At 67.4% G+C, this 20,547-nt stretch carries 17 protein-coding genes; 10 read left to right on the top strand and 7 right to left on the bottom strand.

Annotation, left to right across the window (positions count from 1 at the left end):
• The first annotated feature begins 6 nt into the window (after nucleotides 1-6).
• The 4 genes from MLGJGCBP_RS37110 to MLGJGCBP_RS37095 all read left to right on the top strand — a co-directional run bounded on the left by MLGJGCBP_RS37110 (nucleotide 7) and on the right by MLGJGCBP_RS37095 (nucleotide 3,942).
• Entirely contained in the window at nucleotides 7-1,104 is a 1,098-nt protein-coding gene (locus MLGJGCBP_RS37110) for an isocitrate/isopropylmalate dehydrogenase family protein (protein ID WP_087556329.1), read from the top strand.
• Between the two features lie 146 nt (nucleotides 1,105-1,250).
• Nucleotides 1,251-2,180, top strand: coding sequence for an ABC transporter substrate-binding protein (locus MLGJGCBP_RS37105; RefSeq protein ID WP_087556330.1), 930 nt, complete (start codon nucleotides 1,251-1,253; stop codon nucleotides 2,178-2,180).
• Nucleotides 2,181-2,200: 20 nt separating this feature from the next.
• Nucleotides 2,201-3,184 carry an amino acid ABC transporter permease gene (locus MLGJGCBP_RS37100; protein ID WP_087556331.1) on the top strand — a complete coding sequence of 328 codons (984 nt, stop codon included), beginning with the start codon at nucleotides 2,201-2,203 and terminating at the stop codon, nucleotides 3,182-3,184.
• Nucleotides 3,181-3,942 (top strand): amino acid ABC transporter ATP-binding protein, encoded by a 762-nt coding sequence (locus tag MLGJGCBP_RS37095; RefSeq protein WP_087556332.1) that lies wholly within the window; start codon nucleotides 3,181-3,183, stop codon nucleotides 3,940-3,942. Before MLGJGCBP_RS37100 ends, MLGJGCBP_RS37095 begins: the two co-directional genes overlap by 4 nt.
• A 39-nt stretch (nucleotides 3,943-3,981) precedes the next feature.
• Here MLGJGCBP_RS37095 and MLGJGCBP_RS37090 read toward each other — a convergent pair whose 3' ends face one another.
• On the bottom strand, nucleotides 3,982-4,875 hold the full coding sequence (locus tag MLGJGCBP_RS37090; RefSeq protein ID WP_160102176.1) for a class I SAM-dependent methyltransferase: 894 nt from the start codon (nucleotides 4,873-4,875) through the stop codon (nucleotides 3,982-3,984).
• A 250-nt stretch (nucleotides 4,876-5,125) separates the two neighbouring features.
• Here MLGJGCBP_RS37090 and rpsA point away from each other — a divergent pair, with 250 nt between their 5' ends.
• Nucleotides 5,126-6,610, top strand: a complete 1,485-nt coding sequence (gene rpsA, locus MLGJGCBP_RS37085) for a 30S ribosomal protein S1 (RefSeq protein ID WP_012687956.1) — start codon at nucleotides 5,126-5,128, stop codon at nucleotides 6,608-6,610.
• A 176-nt stretch (nucleotides 6,611-6,786) separates the two neighbouring features.
• Here the strand turns inward: rpsA and MLGJGCBP_RS37080 are convergent, their stop codons facing one another.
• Complete coding sequence (locus MLGJGCBP_RS37080; RefSeq protein ID WP_087556398.1) at nucleotides 6,787-7,005, bottom strand: hypothetical protein; 219 nt, start codon at nucleotides 7,003-7,005, stop codon at nucleotides 6,787-6,789.
• Between the two features lie 169 nt (nucleotides 7,006-7,174).
• Here MLGJGCBP_RS37080 and coaE point away from each other — a divergent pair, with 169 nt between their 5' ends.
• Nucleotides 7,175-8,389, top strand: a complete 1,215-nt coding sequence (coaE, locus tag MLGJGCBP_RS37075; RefSeq protein WP_160102174.1) for a dephospho-CoA kinase — start codon at nucleotides 7,175-7,177, stop codon at nucleotides 8,387-8,389.
• A 1-nt stretch (nucleotide 8,390) separates the two neighbouring features.
• Here coaE and MLGJGCBP_RS37070 read toward each other — a convergent pair whose 3' ends face one another.
• Entirely contained in the window at nucleotides 8,391-8,909 is a 519-nt protein-coding gene (locus MLGJGCBP_RS37070) for a DUF402 domain-containing protein (RefSeq protein ID WP_087556335.1), read from the bottom strand.
• A gap of 78 nt (nucleotides 8,910-8,987) precedes the next feature.
• Here MLGJGCBP_RS37070 and uvrB point away from each other — a divergent pair, with 78 nt between their 5' ends.
• From uvrB to MLGJGCBP_RS37055, 3 genes are all read left to right on the top strand, one after another.
• Entirely contained in the window at nucleotides 8,988-11,150 is a 2,163-nt protein-coding gene (uvrB, locus tag MLGJGCBP_RS37065; RefSeq protein ID WP_087556336.1) for an excinuclease ABC subunit UvrB, read from the top strand.
• Between the two features lie 46 nt (nucleotides 11,151-11,196).
• On the top strand, nucleotides 11,197-12,069 hold the full coding sequence (locus MLGJGCBP_RS37060; protein ID WP_160102172.1) for an SCO6745 family protein: 873 nt from the start codon (nucleotides 11,197-11,199) through the stop codon (nucleotides 12,067-12,069).
• 187 nt (nucleotides 12,070-12,256) lie between these two features.
• On the top strand, nucleotides 12,257-12,709 hold the full coding sequence (locus MLGJGCBP_RS37055; protein ID WP_005247414.1) for a universal stress protein: 453 nt from the start codon (nucleotides 12,257-12,259) through the stop codon (nucleotides 12,707-12,709).
• 11 nt (nucleotides 12,710-12,720) lie between these two features.
• Here MLGJGCBP_RS37055 and MLGJGCBP_RS37050 read toward each other — a convergent pair whose 3' ends face one another.
• The 4 genes from MLGJGCBP_RS37050 to MLGJGCBP_RS37035 form a co-directional block, all read right to left on the bottom strand.
• Entirely contained in the window at nucleotides 12,721-13,107 is a 387-nt protein-coding gene (locus MLGJGCBP_RS37050) for a DUF732 domain-containing protein (RefSeq protein ID WP_160102170.1), read from the bottom strand.
• Nucleotides 13,104-15,386 (bottom strand): HelD family protein, encoded by a 2,283-nt coding sequence (locus tag MLGJGCBP_RS37045; protein ID WP_160102168.1) that lies wholly within the window; start codon nucleotides 15,384-15,386, stop codon nucleotides 13,104-13,106. Before MLGJGCBP_RS37045 ends, MLGJGCBP_RS37050 begins: the two co-directional genes overlap by 4 nt.
• A gap of 146 nt (nucleotides 15,387-15,532) precedes the next feature.
• The gene (locus MLGJGCBP_RS37040) at nucleotides 15,533-16,495 is read right to left on the bottom strand and encodes a DoxX family protein (protein ID WP_160102166.1); all 963 of its coding nucleotides are present in this window, start codon (nucleotides 16,493-16,495) and stop codon (nucleotides 15,533-15,535) included.
• Nucleotides 16,496-16,662: 167 nt separating this feature from the next.
• On the bottom strand, nucleotides 16,663-17,352 hold the full coding sequence (locus MLGJGCBP_RS37035) for an MBL fold metallo-hydrolase (RefSeq protein ID WP_160102164.1): 690 nt from the start codon (nucleotides 17,350-17,352) through the stop codon (nucleotides 16,663-16,665).
• 151 nt (nucleotides 17,353-17,503) lie between these two features.
• Between MLGJGCBP_RS37035 and uvrA the strand changes: the two genes are divergently transcribed.
• Nucleotides 17,504-20,497, top strand: a complete 2,994-nt coding sequence (uvrA, locus tag MLGJGCBP_RS37030; protein WP_179220142.1) for an excinuclease ABC subunit UvrA — start codon at nucleotides 17,504-17,506, stop codon at nucleotides 20,495-20,497.
• Nucleotides 20,498-20,547: the final 50 nt, after the last annotated feature.

The raw sequence follows: 20,547 nt of genomic DNA, 5'->3' as shown, positions 1-20,547 counted from the left end.
GGCCTCATGAGCGGTGCTACGGCAAACATTTCCGGCAACCGGATCGGGGTGCTCCTCGGCGACGGCATCGGTCACGAGATCGTTCCGGCGACCCAGCGGGTGGTCTCGGCCGCGGTGACCGCGGCCGGCGGCGGTGACGTCGACTGGGTGGAACTGCCCCTCGGCCTGGGCGCCATCGAGTCGCACGGAACGCCGATCCCCGACTCCACGCTCTCCGCGCTGGATGAATTCGACGCCTGGATCCTCGGTCCGCACGACAGCGCCGCCTACCCTGAGCCGTTCCGCGGCAGGCTGACCCCGGGCGGGGTGGTGCGCAAGCGTTTCGACCTGTTCGCCAACATCCGTCCCGCGCGTTCGCTCGAGGGCGTCGCCTCGACGGTGCCGGACATGGATCTCGTGATCGTCCGGGAGAACACCGAAGGCTTGTACGCGGACCGCAACATGTTCGCCGGCAGCGGCGAGTTCATGCCGACTCCGGACGTCGCGCTGGCCGTCGGAGTCGTGACGAGGCGGGCGTGTGAGCGCATCGCGCACACCGCATTCGCGCTGGCGCGCACGCGGGCCCGCCACGTCACGATCGTGCACAAGGCCAACGTGCTGTCGATGACCACCGGACTGTTCCGCGACGTCTGCCGGGAGGTGGGGGAGCGCCACTACCCGGACGTGCGGATCGACGACGAGCACGTCGACGCCATGACCGCGCACCTCGTCCGCAGGGGTCGCGACTTCGACGTCGTGGTGACGGAGAACATGTTCGGTGACATCCTGTCGGACCTGACGGGCGAGCTGTCCGGCTCGCTCGGCACGGCGCCGTCGATCAACACTTCCGAGACGAAGGTGATGGCGCAGGCGGCGCACGGAGCCGCCCCCGACATCGCGGGCCGCAACCGGGCCAATCCGACGGCCCTGATGCTGTCGGCGGCGATGATGCTCGAGTGGCTCGGGGACCGGCGCGCCGACCGGAATCTGGGCGGCGCGGCCCACCGTATCCGCGACGCGGTCCGTGCGACGATCGCCTCCGGGGTCGCCACGGCTGACCTGGGTGGACTCGCGTCGACCAGCGAGTTCACCGAGACCGTCCTCGCCCGGACACTGCGTCGCTGAAACCGCCGCCACGGGCCGGGTCAGGCCGTTAATGTTCGGTAACGACGTCCGCAGTCGCGGGTGTCGTGACCTACCGTTCGACTGGTCGGAGTTCGAGAGTTCTCCGTCGCCGTAGCTCGCCCGGTGCACCACGATTCTTGGAGGACATGCCAGTGTCTGGTCGATCCGTCTTCGCGCGAGGCCGAGTGGCCCGCACCATCTGTGCACTGGCGGGTGGCAGTGCTCTGCTGCTCGCCGGCTGCGCCAGCAACACCGAGGGCGGCGGCTCGCCGTCCGGAGAAGACACCGTCGCCGTGGAAGTCGACAAGGTGGATGCCATCGCGGCGACACTGCCCGAGAAGATCGCCTCGTCCGGCAAGATCATCGTCGGCGTCAACATTCCCTACTCGCCCAACGAGTTCAAGGATCCGAGCGGCAAGATCGTCGGCTTCGACGTCGACCTCGTGGACGCCGTGGGCAAGGTGCTCGGCGTGACACCGCAGTACACCGAGGCGGACTTCGACAAGATCATCCCGTCGATCCAGGCCGGCAGCTACGACATGGGTATGTCGTCGTTCACCGACACGAAGGAACGCGAGCAGTCGGTCGACTTCACCACCTACTTCAGCGCCGGGGTGCAATGGGCGCAGCCCGCCGGGAAGTCCGTCGACCCCACCAACGCGTGCGGCCTCCGGGTGGGCGTGCAGACGACCACCATCGAGGACCTCGAGGAAGTGCCCGCCAAGAGCGCCGCGTGCGTCGCCGCCGGTAAGCCGCCGATCGACATCGTGAAGTTCGACAGCCAGGACGACGCGGCCAACGCCGTCGCCCTCGGCAAGGTCGACGCGATGTCGGCCGACTCGCCCGTCACCGCGTACGCGATCAAGCAGAGCGACGGCAAGATCGAGGCCGCGGGCGAGGTCTTCGACGCCGCGCCGTACGGCTGGCCCGTCGCGAAGGGCTCGCCGCTCGCGCAGACCCTCCAGCAGGCGCTCCAGCACCTCATCGACGACGGCACCTACCGGACGATCGCGGAGAACTGGGGTGTCGAGGCGGGCGTCATCACCACGTCCCAGATCAACGGCGCCACGAGCTGAGCGGTTGACGAGTGTCTGACGTGGAAAAGGCTCCGGACCGGACGGGCACCGAGACGGGGCAGGAACCGGAACCCATCAAGGCGATCCCGTTGCGGCGGCCCGGCCGGTGGATCGCCGCGATCGTCGTCGGCCTGCTGCTGGCGCTGTTCGTCAACGGTGCGCGCACCAACGAGGCGTACCGCTGGGACGTCTACGCGCAGTATCTGTTCGACGCCCGGATCTCGGCCGCGGCGTGGAACACCATCCAGCTGACGATCCTGTCGATGGCCATCGCCATCGTGCTCGGTGTCGTGCTCGCCGTCATGCGGTTGTCGCCGAACCCGGTTCTGAAGGCGGCGTCGTGGGGGTACCTGTGGATCTTCCGCGGCACCCCGGTCTACGTGCAGTTGGTGTTCTGGGGACTGTTCCCGTCCATCTACAAGCAGCTGGATCTGGGGATCCCGTTCGTCCACCAGTTCGTGCACATCGACCTGCAGGGAATCAACGCGGCGTTCCTGTTCGCGGTGATCGGGCTGGGACTCAACGAGGCCGCGTACATGGCCGAGATCGTCCGCGCCGGCGTGAACTCGGTCGCCGAGGGGCAGTCCGAGGCGTCGGTGGCGCTCGGCATGACGTGGTCGCAGACCATGCGTCGCACGGTTCTGCCGCAGGCCATGCGGGTGATCATCCCGCCCACCGGCAACGAGCTGATCAGCATGCTGAAGACGACGTCGCTGGTCACGGCAGTGCCGTACAGCCTGGAGTTGTACGGACGTGCCAGAGACATCTCGGGCGCGAACTTCCAGCCCATCCCGCTGCTGATGGTGGCCGCCACCTGGTACCTCGCCATCACCAGCCTGCTCATGATCGGCCAGTTCTACCTGGAGCGGTACTACTCGAAGGGTGCGTCCCGCAAGCTCACCGCGCGGCAACTGCAGGCGCTCGCCGACGCGCAGGGCAAGCCGCTGGTCATCGAACCCGGTCCCGAGACCCTGCCCGACACACCCGGAGGGGAACGAAAATGACGCCGATGGTCATGGCGGACCGGGTCTGCAAGAACTTCGGGGCGCTGAAGGTGCTCAAGGGTGTGTCGCTGGAGATCGGCGCCGGCCAGGTCCTGTGCCTGGTCGGGCCGTCCGGGTCGGGCAAGTCGACGTTCCTGCGGTGCATCAATCACCTCGAGCAGGTCAACGCAGGCCGGCTGTACGTCGACGGCGAGATCGTCGGGTACTCCGAGCGAAACGGCAAGCTCTACGAACTCCACCCCCGGGCGGCGGCGAAGCAGCGCCGGGACATCGGGATGGTCTTCCAGCACTTCAACCTCTTCCCGCACCGGACGGCGCTCGAGAACATCATCGAGGCGCCCATCCAGGTGAAGAAGCTGAGCAAGAAGAAGGCGCTCGAACGGGGACGCGATCTCCTCGACCAGGTGGGCCTGAGCGAGAAGGCCGACGCGTACCCCGCGCAACTGTCGGGCGGTCAGCAGCAGCGCGTCGCCATCGCCCGCGCGCTGGCGATGGACCCCAAGCTGATGCTGTTCGACGAGCCGACGTCCGCCCTCGACCCGGAGTTGGTCGGGGAGGTGCTCACCGTGATGAAGGATCTCGCGGCAGGCGGCATGACCATGGTCGTCGTCACCCACGAGATGGGATTCGCCCGCGAGGTGGCGGACCAGCTGGTGTTCATGGACGCCGGCGTCGTCGTCGAATCGGGCGATCCGCGCGAGTTGCTGGCCAATCCGCAGCACGACCGCACCAAGGCGTTTCTGTCGAAACTGCTCTAGTGGCCTCCGGCCCCGTGAGTACTTGTTAACCGCCGGCGGTTAACAAGTACTCACGGGCCGAAGGCAGCTGAAGATGGCGGTGCCGGGGAAGATCTGCCCCCGCAGCGGGCTCCACTGCCCCCATTCCCGGTCGAGCCACTCGGGCCACTCCGGCTCGATGATGTCGCGCACCTCCAGCCCGGCCGCGACGATCTCGCGGACCCGGTCGCCGATGGTCCGGTGGTGCTCGACGTAGGTGGGGACGCCGTCGCCGTCGACCTCGACGTAGGGCGTGCGGTCGAAGTAGGGGAGTGATGCGGTGAGACCGCGCGGGCCCGGATCGTCCGGGAAGATCCAGCGGATCGGGTGGTTGACGGCGAACACCCACAGCCCGCCGGGCCGAAGGACCCGGGCGACCTCACTCATCACCTGCTGTGAGTCCGCCACGAACGGAACTGCACCGAAAGCCGAACAGGCGATGTCGAAGCTCGCGTCGGCGAAGGGGAGGTGCTCGGCTCCCGCATGAACGAGCGGCACGGTCGGGCCGCCCGCCCGCATGGCCTCTACCCCGCGGGTCAGCATCGACATGGACAGATCGAGTCCGACGGCCCGTGCGCCCTGGCCGGCCAGCCACCGCGCACAGGGTGCGGAACCGCAGCCCACCTCGAGGACGTCCTTGCCCGCGACATCCCCGAGGAGGTGGTAGTCACCCTCGTGGAGCCCTTCGGGGCACCACACGAACTCGCCCCGGGAGGAGTCCACGCCGAGGAACTCGCCGTGCGTGCGGTGATAGTCGTCCGCGTCGGCGTCCCACCAGGCCCGGCTCGCGCGTTCGCTGGACTCGGAGTCGACGCGCACGCGGCTCACCCCCGACGTTCCGAGGACGCTGTTGGCGGTGCCGTGGCGGTCGTCTTCCGGGGAGAGAGGAGAATCGGACGGGCGAGGATCGGGCATGGGCAACAGAGTAGAGCGTGGGAACGTACCCGGGTTTGCCCAGCTTGCCCACGGGCGCGTAGCCTATTCCACGCGAGTGTCTATGTGTGCGGCATCGGATTCGGTTCAGTTCGAGTTTGTTCGGTTCCAATCGGGTGTCGTTCCTTGCGCTTGCGGTGATCTGATTCGGCGGGAATGTTTCGTCGGGTCGGGTTGCTTGTCCGACAGAACACCATCAACCGACCACAACCCGTCCGGAGCAACTCAACACATGCCCTCCACCACCGTGACCTCGCCGCAGGTAGCCGTAAACGACATCGGCTCCGCCGAGGACTTCCTCGCCGCCATCGACGCAACGATCAAGTACTTCAACGATGGCGACATCGTCGAAGGCACCATCGTCAAGGTCGATCGTGACGAGGTCCTGCTCGACATCGGTTACAAGACCGAAGGCGTCATCCCTTCCCGTGAGCTCTCCATCAAGCACGACGTCGACCCCAACGAGGTCGTCTCCGTGGGCGATGAGGTCGAAGCTCTCGTCCTCACCAAGGAGGACAAGGAAGGCCGACTGATCCTGTCGAAGAAGCGCGCTCAGTACGAGCGTGCCTGGGGCACCATCGAGGAGCTCAAGGAGAAGGACGAGGCCGTCAAGGGCACCGTCATCGAGGTCGTCAAGGGCGGCCTGATCCTCGACATCGGCCTGCGTGGCTTCCTTCCCGCTTCGCTCGTCGAGATGCGCCGTGTCCGCGATCTGCAGCCGTACGTCGGCAAGGAGATCGAGGCCAAGATCATCGAGCTCGACAAGAACCGCAACAACGTCGTCCTCTCGCGCCGCGCATGGCTCGAGCAGACGCAGTCCGAGGTTCGCAGCGAGTTCCTGCACCAGCTGCAGAAGGGCCAGGTCCGCAAGGGCGTCGTGTCCTCCATCGTCAACTTCGGTGCCTTCGTGGACCTGGGCGGCGTCGACGGCCTGGTGCACGTGTCCGAGCTGTCCTGGAAGCACATCGACCACCCGTCCGAGGTTGTCGAGGTCGGCACCGAGGTCACCGTCGAGGTTCTCGACGTCGACCTGGACCGCGAGCGCGTCTCCCTGTCGCTCAAGGCCACCCAGGAAGACCCGTGGCGTCAGTTCGCCCGCACGCACGCCATCGGCCAGATCGTGCCCGGCAAGGTCACGAAGCTGGTTCCGTTCGGTGCCTTCGTGCGCGTCGAAGAGGGAATCGAAGGCCTCGTCCACATCTCCGAGCTGGCCGAGCGCCACGTGGAGGTTCCGGACCAGGTTGTCGGCGTCAACGACGATGCACTCGTCAAGGTCATCGACATCGACCTCGAACGTCGTCGCATCTCGCTGTCGCTGAAGCAGGCCAACGAGGACTACAACGCCGAGTTCGATCCGTCCAAGTACGGCATGGCGGACAGCTACGACGAGCAGGGCAACTACATCTTCCCCGAGGGCTTCGATCCCGAGACCAACGAATGGCTCGAGGGCTTCGACAAGCAGCGTGAAGAGTGGGAGAACCGCTACGCCGAGGCTGAGCGTCGTCACAAGATGCACACCGCTCAGATGGAGAAGACCGCTGCAGACGAGGCCGCCGAGGCTGCCACCGCTGCTGCCGGCTACTCCTCCGAGTCGGGTGCCGGCGACGCCGACGCCGCTTCGTCCTCCAGCTCCTCGTCGTCCGAGTCTGCCGGTGGATCGCTGGCCAGCGACGCACAGCTCGCCGCTCTGCGCGAGAAGCTGTCGGGCAACGCCTAGCAAGTCCGCCTGACTCGTCAGGCGCAGCCGAACACCCCGTTCCTGCACTGCAGGGGCGGGGTTTCGTCGTTTCCGGACCTCTGGGTACGGCTGTGCTGAATGTAACTGTGCTGAATACGACTGTGGCCCAACCTCTTCGGAGGTCGGGCCACAGTGCGTGGGTGGTGCGCGGGCGCTCAGTTCGCGGTTGCGGGAATCCAGTAGCCGGACGAGGACTGCACCTCGGTGCGCTTGCGCATCGTCGCGAAGCTGTGCCTGCCCTGGCTGATGAGCGCGGTGAGCCAGGTTCGGCGATGCTCGGCGAGCGCGGAGGCCACCTCGGGAATCTCGATGCAATGCACCCCGCCCGCAATGCCGAGGCGGTGCCGACCGAACTGGTTGCGGTGATCGCGCATGGCGTTCCTCTTCTTCGAGAAGGTGCAGGTCGGTGCGTTCGCTCGAACATAACCGAACGTGTCGGACTTCTGTGGTATTTGGGGCAGGTGAGTCTGCTGAGCGGGAAGAGGGTGGTGATCTGCGAGGGACGTGCGTCGTCGCTGCGGGGCGGGTGCAACACTGGGGGGCGTGTTGAGAATCGGCCTCACTGGAGGCATAGGAGCCGGTAAGTCCACCGTGTCGAAGGTCCTCGCCGAACTCGGGGCGGTGATCGTCGACGCCGATCTGATCGCGCGGGAGGTCGTCGAACCCGGTACGCCCGGCCTCGCTGCCCTGGTCGACCGGTTCGGCGAGGAGATCCTGACGGCGGACGGCGCGCTCGACCGGCCCGCCCTGGCAGCGCGCGCCTTCGCCGACGAAGAATCGCGGCTGGCGTTGAATTCCATCGTCCACCCGCTGGTCGGGGCGCGCACCGCGGAGATCATCGAGTCGGCGCCGGAGGACGCGGTGCTCGTCCAGGACATACCGTTGCTGGTCGAGGGCGGAATGGGCGCCGCGTTCCATCTGGTCGTCGTCGTGTTCGTCGATGCAGAGGAGCGGGTGCAGCGGCTCGTCGGATCGCGGGGGATGCCCGAGACCGACGCGCGGGCGCGGATCGCCGCCCAGGCGGATGACGATCAACGGCGGGCGGCGGCCGACGTCCGGCTCGACAACAGCGGTGCCGCGGGCGCGCTCGAGCCGGAGATCCGCGCACTGTGGTCGGAGCGTCTCGTGCCCTTCGAGTCCAACATCCGCACGCGGACCGTCGTACGGGTGCTGCCCGCACTCGCCGCGCCGAATCCGCAGTGGCCTGCCCAGGCGGACCGGTTGATCGCCCGGTTGCAGCTGGTGTGCGGCGACCGCGCCGTCCGGATCGACCACATCGGGTCGACGGCCGTGGACGGGTTGCCTGCCAAGGACGTCATCGACGTCCAGGTGACGGTGGCGAGCCTCGACATCGCGGACGAACTCGCAGAATCACTCGCCGGTGCCGGGTTTCCCCGTATCGAGCACATCACCGCCGACGACCCGAAGCCGTCCTATCAGGGCGGCGAGACCGATCCGGCGCTGTGGGGCAAGCGAATCCACGGCGGCGCCGATCCGGGTCGGCCGGTGAACATCCACCTCCGGGTCGACGGGTGGCCGGGACAGCAGTTCGCGCTCGTGTTCCGGGACTGGCTCCGCGCCGACACCGACGCCCGCGCCGAGTACCTCGCGGTCAAGGAGGCCGCGGCGGAGAAGGCGGCCGGTCACACCGACTATCAGGACGCGATCACCGCCTACGTCGACGCGAAGACCCCGTGGTTCGACCGCGCGTATCACCGGGCGTGGGAGTGGGCCGAGCGAACAGGGTGGACCGCGTAGGTCACCGCCAGTCGATCGGCATGCCGATCGAGGCCAGCCAGCCGCCGAGGTCGTGGCCGTGTGCGGCGATTCCGTCGATCGCCGTGGTGGCGGTGAGGATCGCCTGCTCGGCCGTCGCGGCGTCGAGCAGGCCGGCGCGGTGCGCCTCCATCAGTTCGTCGACGTCGAGGAGTTCGGTGTCGCGGCCGGTGCGGATGACCAGGTCCAGGTAGTGGTCCTCCGACTTCCACACGTTCTCGCCGCGGGTGAACGTGCCGATGTCGACGTAGTGGTCCTGATCGCGCTGGTGGTACGGGTGGTAGTGGAAGATCGACGCGCGCAGGCCCAGGTCGGGGAGCAGCCACGACTCCAGGTAGTGGAACTGCCGGTGGTCGGCGGTGCGCGCCATGTACAGCCCCCACGGCTCGACGCGGTAGTGATCGACGTGACGGACGAAACCCTTGGGGTCGGTGTTGGTGTGATCGCGGAGGTCGAAGTATTCGACCTTCGGTGGGTGGATGTCGTGCGTCGCGCCTGCCATGGCAGGGAACCTACCGGGATTTTCCGCCGACGGAGATCACCCGGGAAGTTTGTCGGTACCTCGGCCTACCCTGGTTGCATGGCGTTTGCATCCGAGCACCCCGTCGTGGCACATTCCGAGTTCCGTCCCATCGGGGAGATCGAGCGGTCGGAGGCGCGTTTCGAGGTCGTCAGCGACCACAAACCGGCCGGCGACCAGCCGACGGCGATCGCGGATCTGGAACGCCGCATCAACGCAGGTGAGAAAGATGTGGTCCTGCTCGGCGCCACCGGTACCGGTAAATCGGCGACCACGGCGTGGCTGATCGAGAAGGTGCAGCGCCCCACGCTGGTGATGGCGCCCAACAAGACGCTCGCCGCGCAGCTGGCCAACGAGTTGCGCGACATGCTGCCCAACAACTCCGTCGAGTACTTCGTCTCGTACTACGACTACTACCAGCCCGAGGCGTACATCGCGCAGACCGACACCTACATCGAGAAGGACTCGTCGATCAACGACGACGTCGAGCGTCTTCGGCACTCCGCGACGTCGAGCCTGCTCTCGCGGCGGGACGTGGTCGTGGTGGCGTCCGTGTCGTGCATCTACGGCCTCGGCACCCCGCAGTCGTATCTCGACCGCTCGGTGCAGCTCGAGGTCGGTGTGGAGGTTCCGCGCGATGCCCTCCTGAGGCTGCTGGTCGACGTGCAGTACACCCGCAACGACCTGGCGTTCACCCGTGGATCCTTCCGGGTGCGCGGTGACACGGTCGAGATCATTCCCTCGTACGAGGAACTGGCGGTCCGGATCGAGTTCTTCGGCGACGAGATCGAGGCGCTGTACTACCTGCACCCGCTCACCGGGGACATCGTGCGGAAGGTCGACTCGGTGCGCATCTTCCCGGCCACGCACTACGTCGCGGGTCCGGAGCGGATGGAACGCGCCGTCAAGGACATCGAAGCCGAACTCGAGGAGCGGCTCGCCGACCTCGAGAACAAGGGCAAGCTGCTCGAGGCGCAGCGGCTCCGGATGCGCACCCAGTACGACCTCGAGATGATCAAGCAGGTCGGGTTCTGCTCCGGCATCGAGAACTATTCGCGGCACATCGACGGTCGTGGACCGGGCACCGCGCCCGCAACGCTGATCGACTACTTCCCGGAGGATTTCCTCCTCGTCATCGACGAGTCCCACGTGACCGTCCCGCAGATCGGTGCGATGTACGAGGGTGACATGTCGCGTAAGCGGAACCTCGTCGAATTCGGGTTCCGGTTGCCGTCGGCCACCGACAACCGCCCGCTGACGTGGGAGGAGTTCACCCAGCGCATCGGGCAGACGGTGTACCTCTCGGCCACACCCGGTAAGTACGAGCTGGGGCAGGCCGGGGGCGAGTTCGTCGAGCAGGTCATCCGCCCGACCGGTCTCGTCGACCCCCAGGTGGTCGTCAAACCGACGAAGGGCCAGATCGACGACCTGGTGCACGAGATCCGGGAACGCGCGGACCGCGACGAGCGCGTCCTCGTCACCACGTTGACGAAGAAGATGTCGGAAGACCTCACCGACTACCTCCTCGAGCTCGGGATCCGGGTGCGGTACCTGCACTCGGACATCGACACGTTGCGGCGCGTCGAGTTGCTCCGGCAGCTGCGGCTGGGGGAGTACGACGTTCTGGTGGGTATCAACCTGCTGCGTGAGGGTCTCGACCTGCCCGAGGTGTCGCTGGTGGCCATCCTCGACGCCGACAAGGAGGGCTTCCTGCGGAGTTCGACCAGCCTCATCCAGACGATCGGCCGTGCGGCTCGTAACGTCTCCGGTCAGGTACACATGTACGCCGACAAGATCACCGACTCGATGCAGCACGCCATCGAGGAGACCGAGCGTCGTCGTGAGAAGCAGATCGCGTACAACGAGAAGATGGGCGTCGATCCGCAGCCGCTGCGGAAGAAGATCGCCGACATCCTCGACCAGGTCTACGAGGAGGCCGAGGACACGGCCAGTGGCGTCGACGTCGGCGGTTCCGGCCGCAACGCCAGCCGGGGGCGTCGTGCACAGGGCGAGGCGGGACGGTCGGTCAGTGCAGGCGTGTACGAGGGCCGCGACACGAAGTCGATGCCCAGGGCGGAATTGGCCGACCTGGTCAAGGAATTGACCGATCAGATGATGAACGCCGCCCGTGATCTGCAGTTCGAACTCGCCGGGCGACTGCGCGACGAGATCGCCGATCTGAAGAAGGAGTTGCGCGGCATGGATGCCGCGGGCCTGAAATAGCGAGGGCGCCGAGGCACTACGGTCGCGCAGCAGTACGGTCGCACATATGGATGCACACAACGCAGGTCGCACCGCCCGATCCCTGGAATTGCTTCACTCCCTCAGCTATTTCGTTCCCGAGGTCGAGGAACGGCTGGTCGAGGCGGGGCTCGAACCGGGCCGGATGACCTACTTCGCCGGACGTTCCGCGCCGATGGGCGCGGTCGGCGCGGCCGTGGTCACGGCCACGTTCTTCAACTTCAGTCCCGCCGTGGTCGAGTCGATCATTCCGCGTGCCTGGGGTCTGGCCACGCCCGCGGCAATCGTCGAGGCGCGGTACCGGGCGGTCGGCGAGGCGTATGTGCGACTGCTCGGTGAATCGGTGACCACGTCGCCGGAGATGGCCGAGGCGGCCGAACTGGCGTCCATTGCGGCGCGGGGTATCCCGGGTGTCGAGGGCAGGCCGCTCTGTGCGGGCTACACCGAGGTCGAGTGGCCGGACTCACCGCATCTCGCGTTCTGGCATGCCCTCACCGTGCTGCGGGAGTACCGCGGCGACGGTCACATCGCCGCCCTGCAGACTGCAGGTCTGAGCGGACTCGAATCGCTGATCACCCACACCGCCACCGGGTACGGGTTCCAGAAGAAGTTCGCGATCACTCGCCGGGCCTGGACCCAGGAGCAGTGGGACTCCGCATGCGAGAGTCTGCGTGACCGGGAAATCCTGGACGCCCGGGGCGAACTCACTGCCGAAGGCAAGGAACTGCGGCAACTGGTCGAGGATCTCACCGACGATCTCGCGCTGGCACCGTGGGCGGCACTGGGGGAGGACGGGGCGGCCCGGCTCGTCGAACTCGCGACCCCGTGGCGGGACGCGATCGTCGCGGCGGGAGTGTTCCCGGCCGGTGTGTTCGGTCCCAAGGTCGCCGTGTCCCGCTGACACCGATCACAGCCCGAGCGCACGGAAAATGTGATCCGTCATGCACCGGGGATATCCCCTGTGGCATGTGTTGCAAATGCACCTATGAGGGCACCGGGGCGGCTAGGGTCAGCGCAGTGGCTGCTGGTCCAGGCATGACGTGTGTCCGGACCCCGGCCAATCGACCACCGCAGACATGGAGGAATGAATGAGCGCCTACCGGACCGTTGTCGTCGGAACCGATGGCTCCGAGTCGTCGTTTCTGGCCGTCGAGAAGGCTGCCGCCATCGCGGGGGACGCCGGTGCCAAGCTGATCATCGCCTGCGCGTACTACCCGGCCGATCCCAAGGACGTCGGGCAGGCCGCCGACGCGCTCGGTGACGAGGCCTACCAGATCACCGGTTCGGCCCCGACGTACGAGATCCTGCGCACGGCGAAGGAGCGCGCCCACGCCGCCGGCGCCAAGGAGGTCGTCGAACGCGCCGTCGTCGGCGCCCCCGTCGAGTCGCTGCTGAACCTGGTCGACGAGGTCGAGGCCGGTCTCCTGGTGATCGGTAACCGTGGACTCAACACCCTCACCGGCCGGCTTCTCGGGTCGGTTCCGTCCGATGCCGCACGCAAGTCGACGTCCGACGTCCTCATCGTCCACACGGTGCGCTGACACCGGACCGATCAGCAGTAATTCGCCTCGGCGGCATCGAGATACACCTGCGCCACCTGTTCGGTGGTCATACCGGAATCCGACGTCGCCGAGGCGAACTTCGCCATCGGGGTCAGATGCGCGAGAATTGTCGCCTCGTCGGTCCCCTCGGACAGCTGACCGCAGATCCCGTTGGCGAGCGCCAGGACCGTGTCGTCGGGCGGCGCCGGAATCCCCGCCGCGACCAGCGCCTCCCTGTAGCGCAGGCCACGGGCATCCAGGTGTGATGCGGCGGTGGTGGATGCGACCGAGGCGGTGGGCGGCGGGTCGGAGGCGGTGGCCTCCGAGCACGCGGTCAGCGCAATCGTGGTGAGGATGAGTCCACACCCGATCCGCCGACCGCGACCGCCCGGGGTCACGACAGGATCCCGACCTCTGTCGGGCCGAGTTCGGACAGCACCGCGGGCAACGCCTTCGTGTGCACCACACCGAGGCGTTGCGTCGCACGGGTCAGGGCGACGTAGAGGTCGTTCATGCCGCGCGGCGACTCGTCGAGGATGTCCTGGGGCTCGGCGATGAGCACCGAGTCGAATTCCAATCCCTTGACGTCACGCACCGTGAGGACGCTGACCGTGTCCGACCTCAGGTCGGCGAGTGCGGCGACCAGGTCGTGGCCGCCGATCACGACGGTCGTGCCCGGTCCGGTTTCCCGGGACACGAAGGTGCGCACGGTGTCAGCCAGTTCGGCCTCGGACACCTGCAGGGCCCACGGTGCGAAACCGGATTCGCGTACCGACCGCGGCACGGTCTGCTCGGCGTCGATCTCGGCGAGAACCCGCCGGGCTGACGTCATGATCTCCGCCGGCGTGCGGTAGTTGACGGTCAGTTCCGTCAGCTTCCACCGCTTGGCGACGTACGGTTCGAGGATCCGCTGCCACGACGACGTTCCCGCCGGGTCGCCGGTCTGCGCGGTGTCGCCGACCAGCGTCATCCAGCGATTCGGTATGCGCCGCATCAGCATTCGCCACGCCATCTCCGAGAGCTCCTGCGCCTCGTCGACGATCACGTGACCGTAGGTCCACGTTCGGTCGCCGGCGGCGCGTTCCGCGGTGGTCTGGTGCTGCCCGACGTCGTGGCGTTCGGCGAGCTGGCTGGCATCGATCAGGTCGTAGGCCATCAGGATTTCCGGGTCCAGTTCGTCCTCGAGGTCCTGCGGCGCCGATCCGGTCAGGATGTCCAGGGCGCCCTGGGCGTCCGCGATCTGCGCCCGCCACTGGCGACGGGCGCGCTCCCGCTCGGCGGCGTCGTCGACGCCGAGGAGTTCCGCCAGTTCGTCGAGGAGTGGGGCGTCGGCGGCGCTGAAGCCGCGCATTCCGGGGCGGTGCAGCGAGACGCGTTGCGCCTCCGTCAGATTCGGCGCGGCATCGGCCAGTCGCTTCGGTGAGGCGTACAGCTCGGCGAGGACCTGCTGCGGCGACAGTTCCGGCCACAGCGCGCTGATCGCCGTCATGATGTCCGGGTCCTCACGCATCTCGTCGCGCATGTCGGCGATGTCGTCCCGGCTCAGCAGGTTTCCGCCGTCGACGACGTTGGCGCCGAGCGTGTCCGCGAGTTGCTGCGCGAGCGCCTCGATGACCGAGGAGACGAAGATGGGACGGGCCAGGTTGTGCGGGCGCCTGGACGACCGCGCCCGGCCACGAGCCCGGGTGACGACCTTGCGGTCGAGGGTGATCCGGTAGGTGTCGAACGTCAGCTCCACGGGCCGTGACGGCACTTCCTGCCGGTCCCGGACCGCCTTCTTGAGAACGTCCAGCATGTCGAGCGAGCCCTTGATCTCGCCGGCGTCGAGGCTGTCCTCGACGGTGGCGCGGACCCCGGGGTAGAGGTCGCCGATGGTGGAGAGCAACACACCGGTCTCGCCGAGCGACGGCAGCACCTGGCCGATGTAGTCGAGGAACGTGGCATTGGGGCCGATGATCAGGACGCCGGCCTTCGCGAGCTGCTGGCGATACGTGTAGAGCAGGTAGGCGGCGCGGTGCAGAGCGACCGCGGTCTTGCCGGTTCCGGGACCACCCTGGACCACGAGTACGCTCTTGTGCTCCGACCGGATGATGGCGTCCTGCTCGCCCTGGATCGTCTCGACGATGTCGTTCATCTGACCCGTGCGGGCCGCGTTCAACGCCGCGAGCAGCGCGCTCTCACCCGCGACGCCGTCCGAACCGGTGACCGTGCCCGCGGCCTCCGCTGCCGCCAGGTCCAGGTATTCGTCGTTGACGGCGGTCACCCGGCGGCTCCGCGAGCGGATGTGCCGTCGGCGGGTGACGCCGTCCGGGGCGGCGGGCGTCGCGAGATAGAACGGGCGGGCAAGGGGCGCACGCCAATCGAGGAGCATCGTCTCGTAGTCGTTCTCCTCGTCGAGGATGCCGAGGCGGCCGATGTAGCGGTGCTCGCCGTCGAGGTCGATCCGGCCGAAGCACAGTCCGTTCTCGGCGGCGTCGTACTTGGCGAGGTCTTCGGTGTAGAGCTGGTTGAACGACTCCCGCTCGCTCCGGGCCTGCGGGGTTCCCCCGGTTTCGAGCAGTACACGGCTCAGCCGGTTCGCCGCGTATCGGCGAAGGCCGTCCAGTCGGGTGTAGAGCATCGTCACGTACTGCTGCTCGAGCTCGCGCTCGTCGCGTGACGTGTCCTCGTCGGGCAAGAGGTCTCCTTGACTGGTTCGGCTGCAACCGGATCGGCTGCAAAAGTGCCTGGACAGTCTAGTCGGCCCCGGAGGCGTGTCGCTGACATCGCAGGTCAGCGGCGGTCTCCGGGGCCGATCAGATCGAATATCCGGCGCGGGCCGGGTCAGTGAGACAGTTCGTCCCGCTTCGCCCTGGCCTTCTCGAGCGCGGTCTCCGCCTGCTTGCGGGCCCGCTTGCTCAGCACCTCACCGCGTTCTGCGGCGGTGCCGGCCCATTCTCCGCCCTTCTCACGGGCGACCTCGGCCAGTTCCGGGCCGTGCTCTTTCGCCGCCTCGACGAGTTCCGCGCCGCGTTCGCGGGCGACGTCCGCCCACTCGGCGCCGTGTTCCTTCGCGACGTCCGCCCATTCGGCGCCGCGTTCGCGGGCGACGTCCGCCCACTCGGCGCCGTGCTCCTTCGCGACCTCCGCCCATTCGGCGCCGCGATCCGCCGCGACCTTCGCGAATTCGGCGCCGTGTTCTTTCGCGACCTCGAGAAGGCCCGACCCGCGCTCGGCGGCCTCACCGGACAGGATGCGGGCGCGCTCCGACGCCGCGGCCAGGGCCTCTGCGATCTCGGGGCCGTGATGGTCGTGGCCGGATCCGAGTGGCAGGGCCGCGGCCACGGTCTCCTGTGCGTGCCGGGCGGCGCGGCGTCCACGCCAGCCCAGCGACGGCTTGCCCTCGGTGTCGACGGCGGCGATCAGCAGTCCGCCGAGCAGGCTCACATTCTTGAGGAACTGAGTGCGCTGCGCCGCCTTCTTCGCGGGGTCGGTCTCGTTCCAGAAGTCGTGCCCCACAACGGTAGTGGGCACGAGGCTGCCTGCGAGCGCGAGCGATGCGAGGCGCGGCGCCTTGCCGGTGGCGAGGAGCACGCCGCCGCCGATCTGCACGGCGGCGTTGATCTTGACCAACGTCTCCGGGTCGGACGGGATCTTCTGCGTGACGGACCCGGGAAGCGCGTCGGTGGACTTGTCGATCAGTGGTGCGGCGGCCTGTGCTTTCTGCGCCGGATTTCGAAGTGCATCGATCCCTCCGCTGATGAAGATCGCGGACAGCAGTGGGCGAGCGATACGACGGACGAGCATTCCTGGCCTCCCAATCTCGAGTTCTCCCGTCTCACACTAACGAGAGTTCTGGGCAGTCGTCGGCGTACGACAGAGTTGCCGGACCGACGGTCCGCCCATTCACCAGTACCCAGGGAGGCCGATCGCCAATCGCGGCCGTGCGGTCCGCGATCGGCGATCGGATGCGGTCACCAGCCGCGTTCGCGCCACTCCCCGAGGTGGGGGCGCTCGGCGCCGAGGGTGGTGTCGTCACCGTGGCCGGGGTAGACGACGGTGTCGTCGCCGTAGCGGTCGAAGAGCTTGGTTTCGACGTCGGTGAGCAGTGATGCGAACTTGCCCGCGTCGGCGGTCTTGCCGACGCCGCCGGGGAAGAGGGAGTCGCCGGTGAAGATGTGGGTGCGTCCGCCGCCTGCCTCGGTGAGCGCGAGCGCGACGGAACCGGGGGTGTGGCCGGCGAGGTGAATCACGTCGAGGGTGATCTCGCCGACGGTGACGGTGTCGCCGTCCTCGAGGAGGCGGTCGGGCCGGACGGGCAGTGCATCGGCGTCGAGGGGATGGGCGGCGGTGTCCACGCGGGTGGCCGCCGCGACGTCCTCGAGCGCCAGCCAGTGGTCGCCGTGCTGGTGCGTGGTGACGATCAGGTCGAGGGACGGCGCGTGTTCGCTGATCAGTTGGTTGACGCGGTCCGCCTCGTTGGCGGCGTCGATGAGGACGGATTTTCCGGTTGCGGAACAGACGACCAGGTACACGTTGTTGTCCATGGGGCCGACGGACATCTTCGTGATCGTGGCTCCCGGAACCGTGCGGCGCTGCGGCGCCGAACCGGGGGAGAGGTGGCCGGTGTACGAGTCTTCTATCACCATGGGCTGCTCGGTCATGATGGGGAGGCTACCGTCGAATACAGGCAGGTGAGTGGCAGGGCGGCCATCCGTCCCACAGAACGTGTCGGTGCCCCGGCTTACCATGGCACGGCCAGAGGGCTGAGCGTCCACGCGCGTCCTCGGCTGTCGAACAATGAAGGGACTTGGAGTGGCGGATCGCCTTATCGTGCGGGGTGCCCGTGAGCACAATCTGCGAGGGGTCGATCTCGATCTGCCCCGCGACAGCCTGATCGTGTTCACCGGGTTGTCGGGCTCGGGCAAGTCGAGTCTGGCGTTCGACACGATCTTCGCCGAGGGCCAGCGACGCTACGTCGAGTCGCTGTCGGCGTACGCGCGCCAGTTCCTCGGTCAGATGGACAAGCCCGACGTCGACTTCATCGAAGGTCTGTCGCCCGCGGTGTCCATCGACCAGAAGTCGACCAACCGGAACCCGCGGTCGACGGTCGGAACCATCACGGAGGTCTACGACTACCTCCGTCTGCTCTATGCGCGGGCCGGCACCGCACACTGCCCGATCTGTGGGGAGCAGATCGCGCGGCAGACGCCGCAGCAGATCGTCGACCAGGTTCTGGAGATGGAGGAAGGCACCCGCTTCCAGGTGCTCGCCCCCGTCGTGCGTACCCGCAAGGGTGAATTCGTCGACCTGTTCGACCAGCTCAACATGCAGGGCTACTCGCGTGTGCGGGTCGACGGCGTGGTGTATCCGTTGTCCGAGCCGCCCAAACTCAAGAAGCAGGAGAAGCACGACATCGAGGTGGTCGTCGACCGCCTCACCGTCAAGGCCGGTTCCAAGCAGCGGCTCACCGATTCCGTCGAGACCGCGCTGCGACTGGCGGAGGGCATCGTCGTCCTCGATTTCGTCGACCGCGAGGAGAACGCCGCCGACCGGGAACGTCGGTTCTCGGAGAAGCTGGCGTGCCCGAACGGCCACGCACTGTCCATCGACGACCTCGAGCCGCGGTCGTTCTCGTTCAACTCCCCGTACGGCGCGTGCCCCGAGTGCACCGGTCTCGGAATCCGCAAGGAGGTCGACCCGGACCTCGTCGTCCCGGACCCCGAGTTGTCGCTGGCGGACGGGGCCATCGCGCCGTGGTCGATGGGGCAGAGTTCCGAATACTTCGGTCGGCTGTTGTCCGGACTCGGCGACATTCTCGGTTTCGACATGAAGACGCCGTGGAACAAGCTTCCGGCGAAGGCGCGCCGGGCGATCCTCGAAGGCAGTGAGGAGCAGGTCCACGTCCGCTACAAGAACCGGTACGGGCGTACCCGTTCCTACTACGCCGAGTTCGAGGGCGTCATGCCGTTCCTGCACCGCCGGCTCGAGCAGACCGAGTCCGACCAGATGAAGGAACGCTACGACGGCTACATGCGGGACACCCCCTGTCCCGCGTGCGGCGGTGCGCGCCTGCGCCCCGAGATCCTGTCGGTCACGATCGCGAACGAGAAGTTCGGGATGAAGTCGATCGCCGAGGTCTGCGAACTGTCGATATCCGATTGCGCCGACTTCCTGAACAGCCTCACGCTGGGCAGCCGCGAGGAGGCCATCGCCGGTCAGGTGCTCAAGGAGGTCCAGGCCCGACTCGGCTTCCTCCTCGACGTCGGCCTCGAGTACCTCTCCCTCGCCCGCGCCGCAGGCACCCTGTCCGGTGGTGAGGCGCAGCGCATCCGTCTCGCCACGCAGATCGGCTCGGGACTGGTGGGTGTGCTGTACGTGCTCGACGAGCCGTCGATCGGTCTGCACCAGCGCGACAACCGGCGTCTCATCGAGACCCTGACGCGCCTGCGCGACCTCGGGAACACACTGATCGTGGTCGAACACGACGAAGACACCATCCGCACGTCCGACTGGGTGGTCGACATCGGACCGCTCGCCGGCGAGCACGGCGGCAAGGTCGTCCACAGCGGGCCGTACCAGGAACTGCTCGACTGCGAGGAGTCCCTCACCGGCGCCTACCTGTCGGGCCGCAGTCACATCGAGATTCCCGCCATCCGCCGTCCGGTCGACCGCAAGCGGCAGGTCACGGTCGTCGGCGCGCGCGAACACAACCTCGGCGGCATCGACGTCAGCTTCCCGCTGGGAGTGCTCACGTCGGTCACCGGTGTGTCCGGGTCCGGTAAGTCGACGCTCGTCAACGACATCCTCGCGACTGTCATGGCGAACAAGCTCAACGGCGCCCGTCAGGTGCCCGGCAGGCACACCCGCGTCAACGGGCTCGACCAGCTGGACAAGCTCGTGCAGGTCGACCAGTCGCCGATCGGCCGCACCCCGCGGTCCAACGCGGCCACCTACACCGGGGTGTTCGACAAGATCCGCACCCTGTTTGCCGCCACCACCGAGTCGAAGGTGCGCGGCTACCAGCCGGGCCGGTTCTCGTTCAACGTCAAGGGCGGCCGGTGCGAGGCCTGCTCCGGCGACGGCACGCTCAAGATCGAGATGAACTTTCTCCCCGACGTGTACGTGCCGTGCGAGGTCTGCCACGGTGCCCGGTACAACCGCGAGACGCTCGAGGTTCACTACAAGGGCAAGACCATCGCCGAGGTCCTGGACATGCCGATCGAGGAGGCCGCAGAATTCTTCGAGCCCATCACCTCGATCCATCGCTACCTCAAGACCCTCGTCGAGGTCGGTCTCGGGTACGTGCGGCTCGGTCAGCCCGCGCCCACGCTGTCCGGTGGTGAGGCGCAACGCGTGAAGCTCGCCGCCGAACTGCAGAAACGTTCGACGGGCCGCACGGTGTACATCCTCGACGAGCCCACGACGGGTCTGCACTTCGAGGACATCCGCAAGCTGCTCGGAGTCGTCAACGGCCTGGTCGACAAGGGCAACACGGTGATCGTGATCGAGCACAACCTCGACGTCATCAAGACGTCCGACTGGGTGGTCGACATGGGGCCCGAGGGTGGGTCCGGCGGCGGAACCGTCGTCGCGGAGGGAACCCCGGAGGACATCGCGCAGGTTCCGGAGAGTTACACGGGCCGGTTCCTCGAGAATGTCCTCGCGGTGCCTGCACCCGTTCCGGCGAAGTCGAAGGCAGCCAAGTCCTCGCCGACGCGAAAGTCCGCGTCGGCGAAGAAGACTGCCGCGGCCGCCACGGCGACGCCGCGTAAGCGGGCGCCGAAGAAGGCCGCAGCAGTCAGCTGATCCGGTCAGTCCCTCGCGGCCGCGTCGATCGCGGTCGCGAGGTCTGCGGG

It is taken from the genome of Rhodococcus sp. T7 (assembly GCF_009872365.1).
GTDB lineage: Bacteria > Actinomycetota > Actinomycetes > Mycobacteriales > Mycobacteriaceae > Rhodococcus_F.
This window is presented reverse-complemented; position numbering and strand designations above follow the sequence as displayed.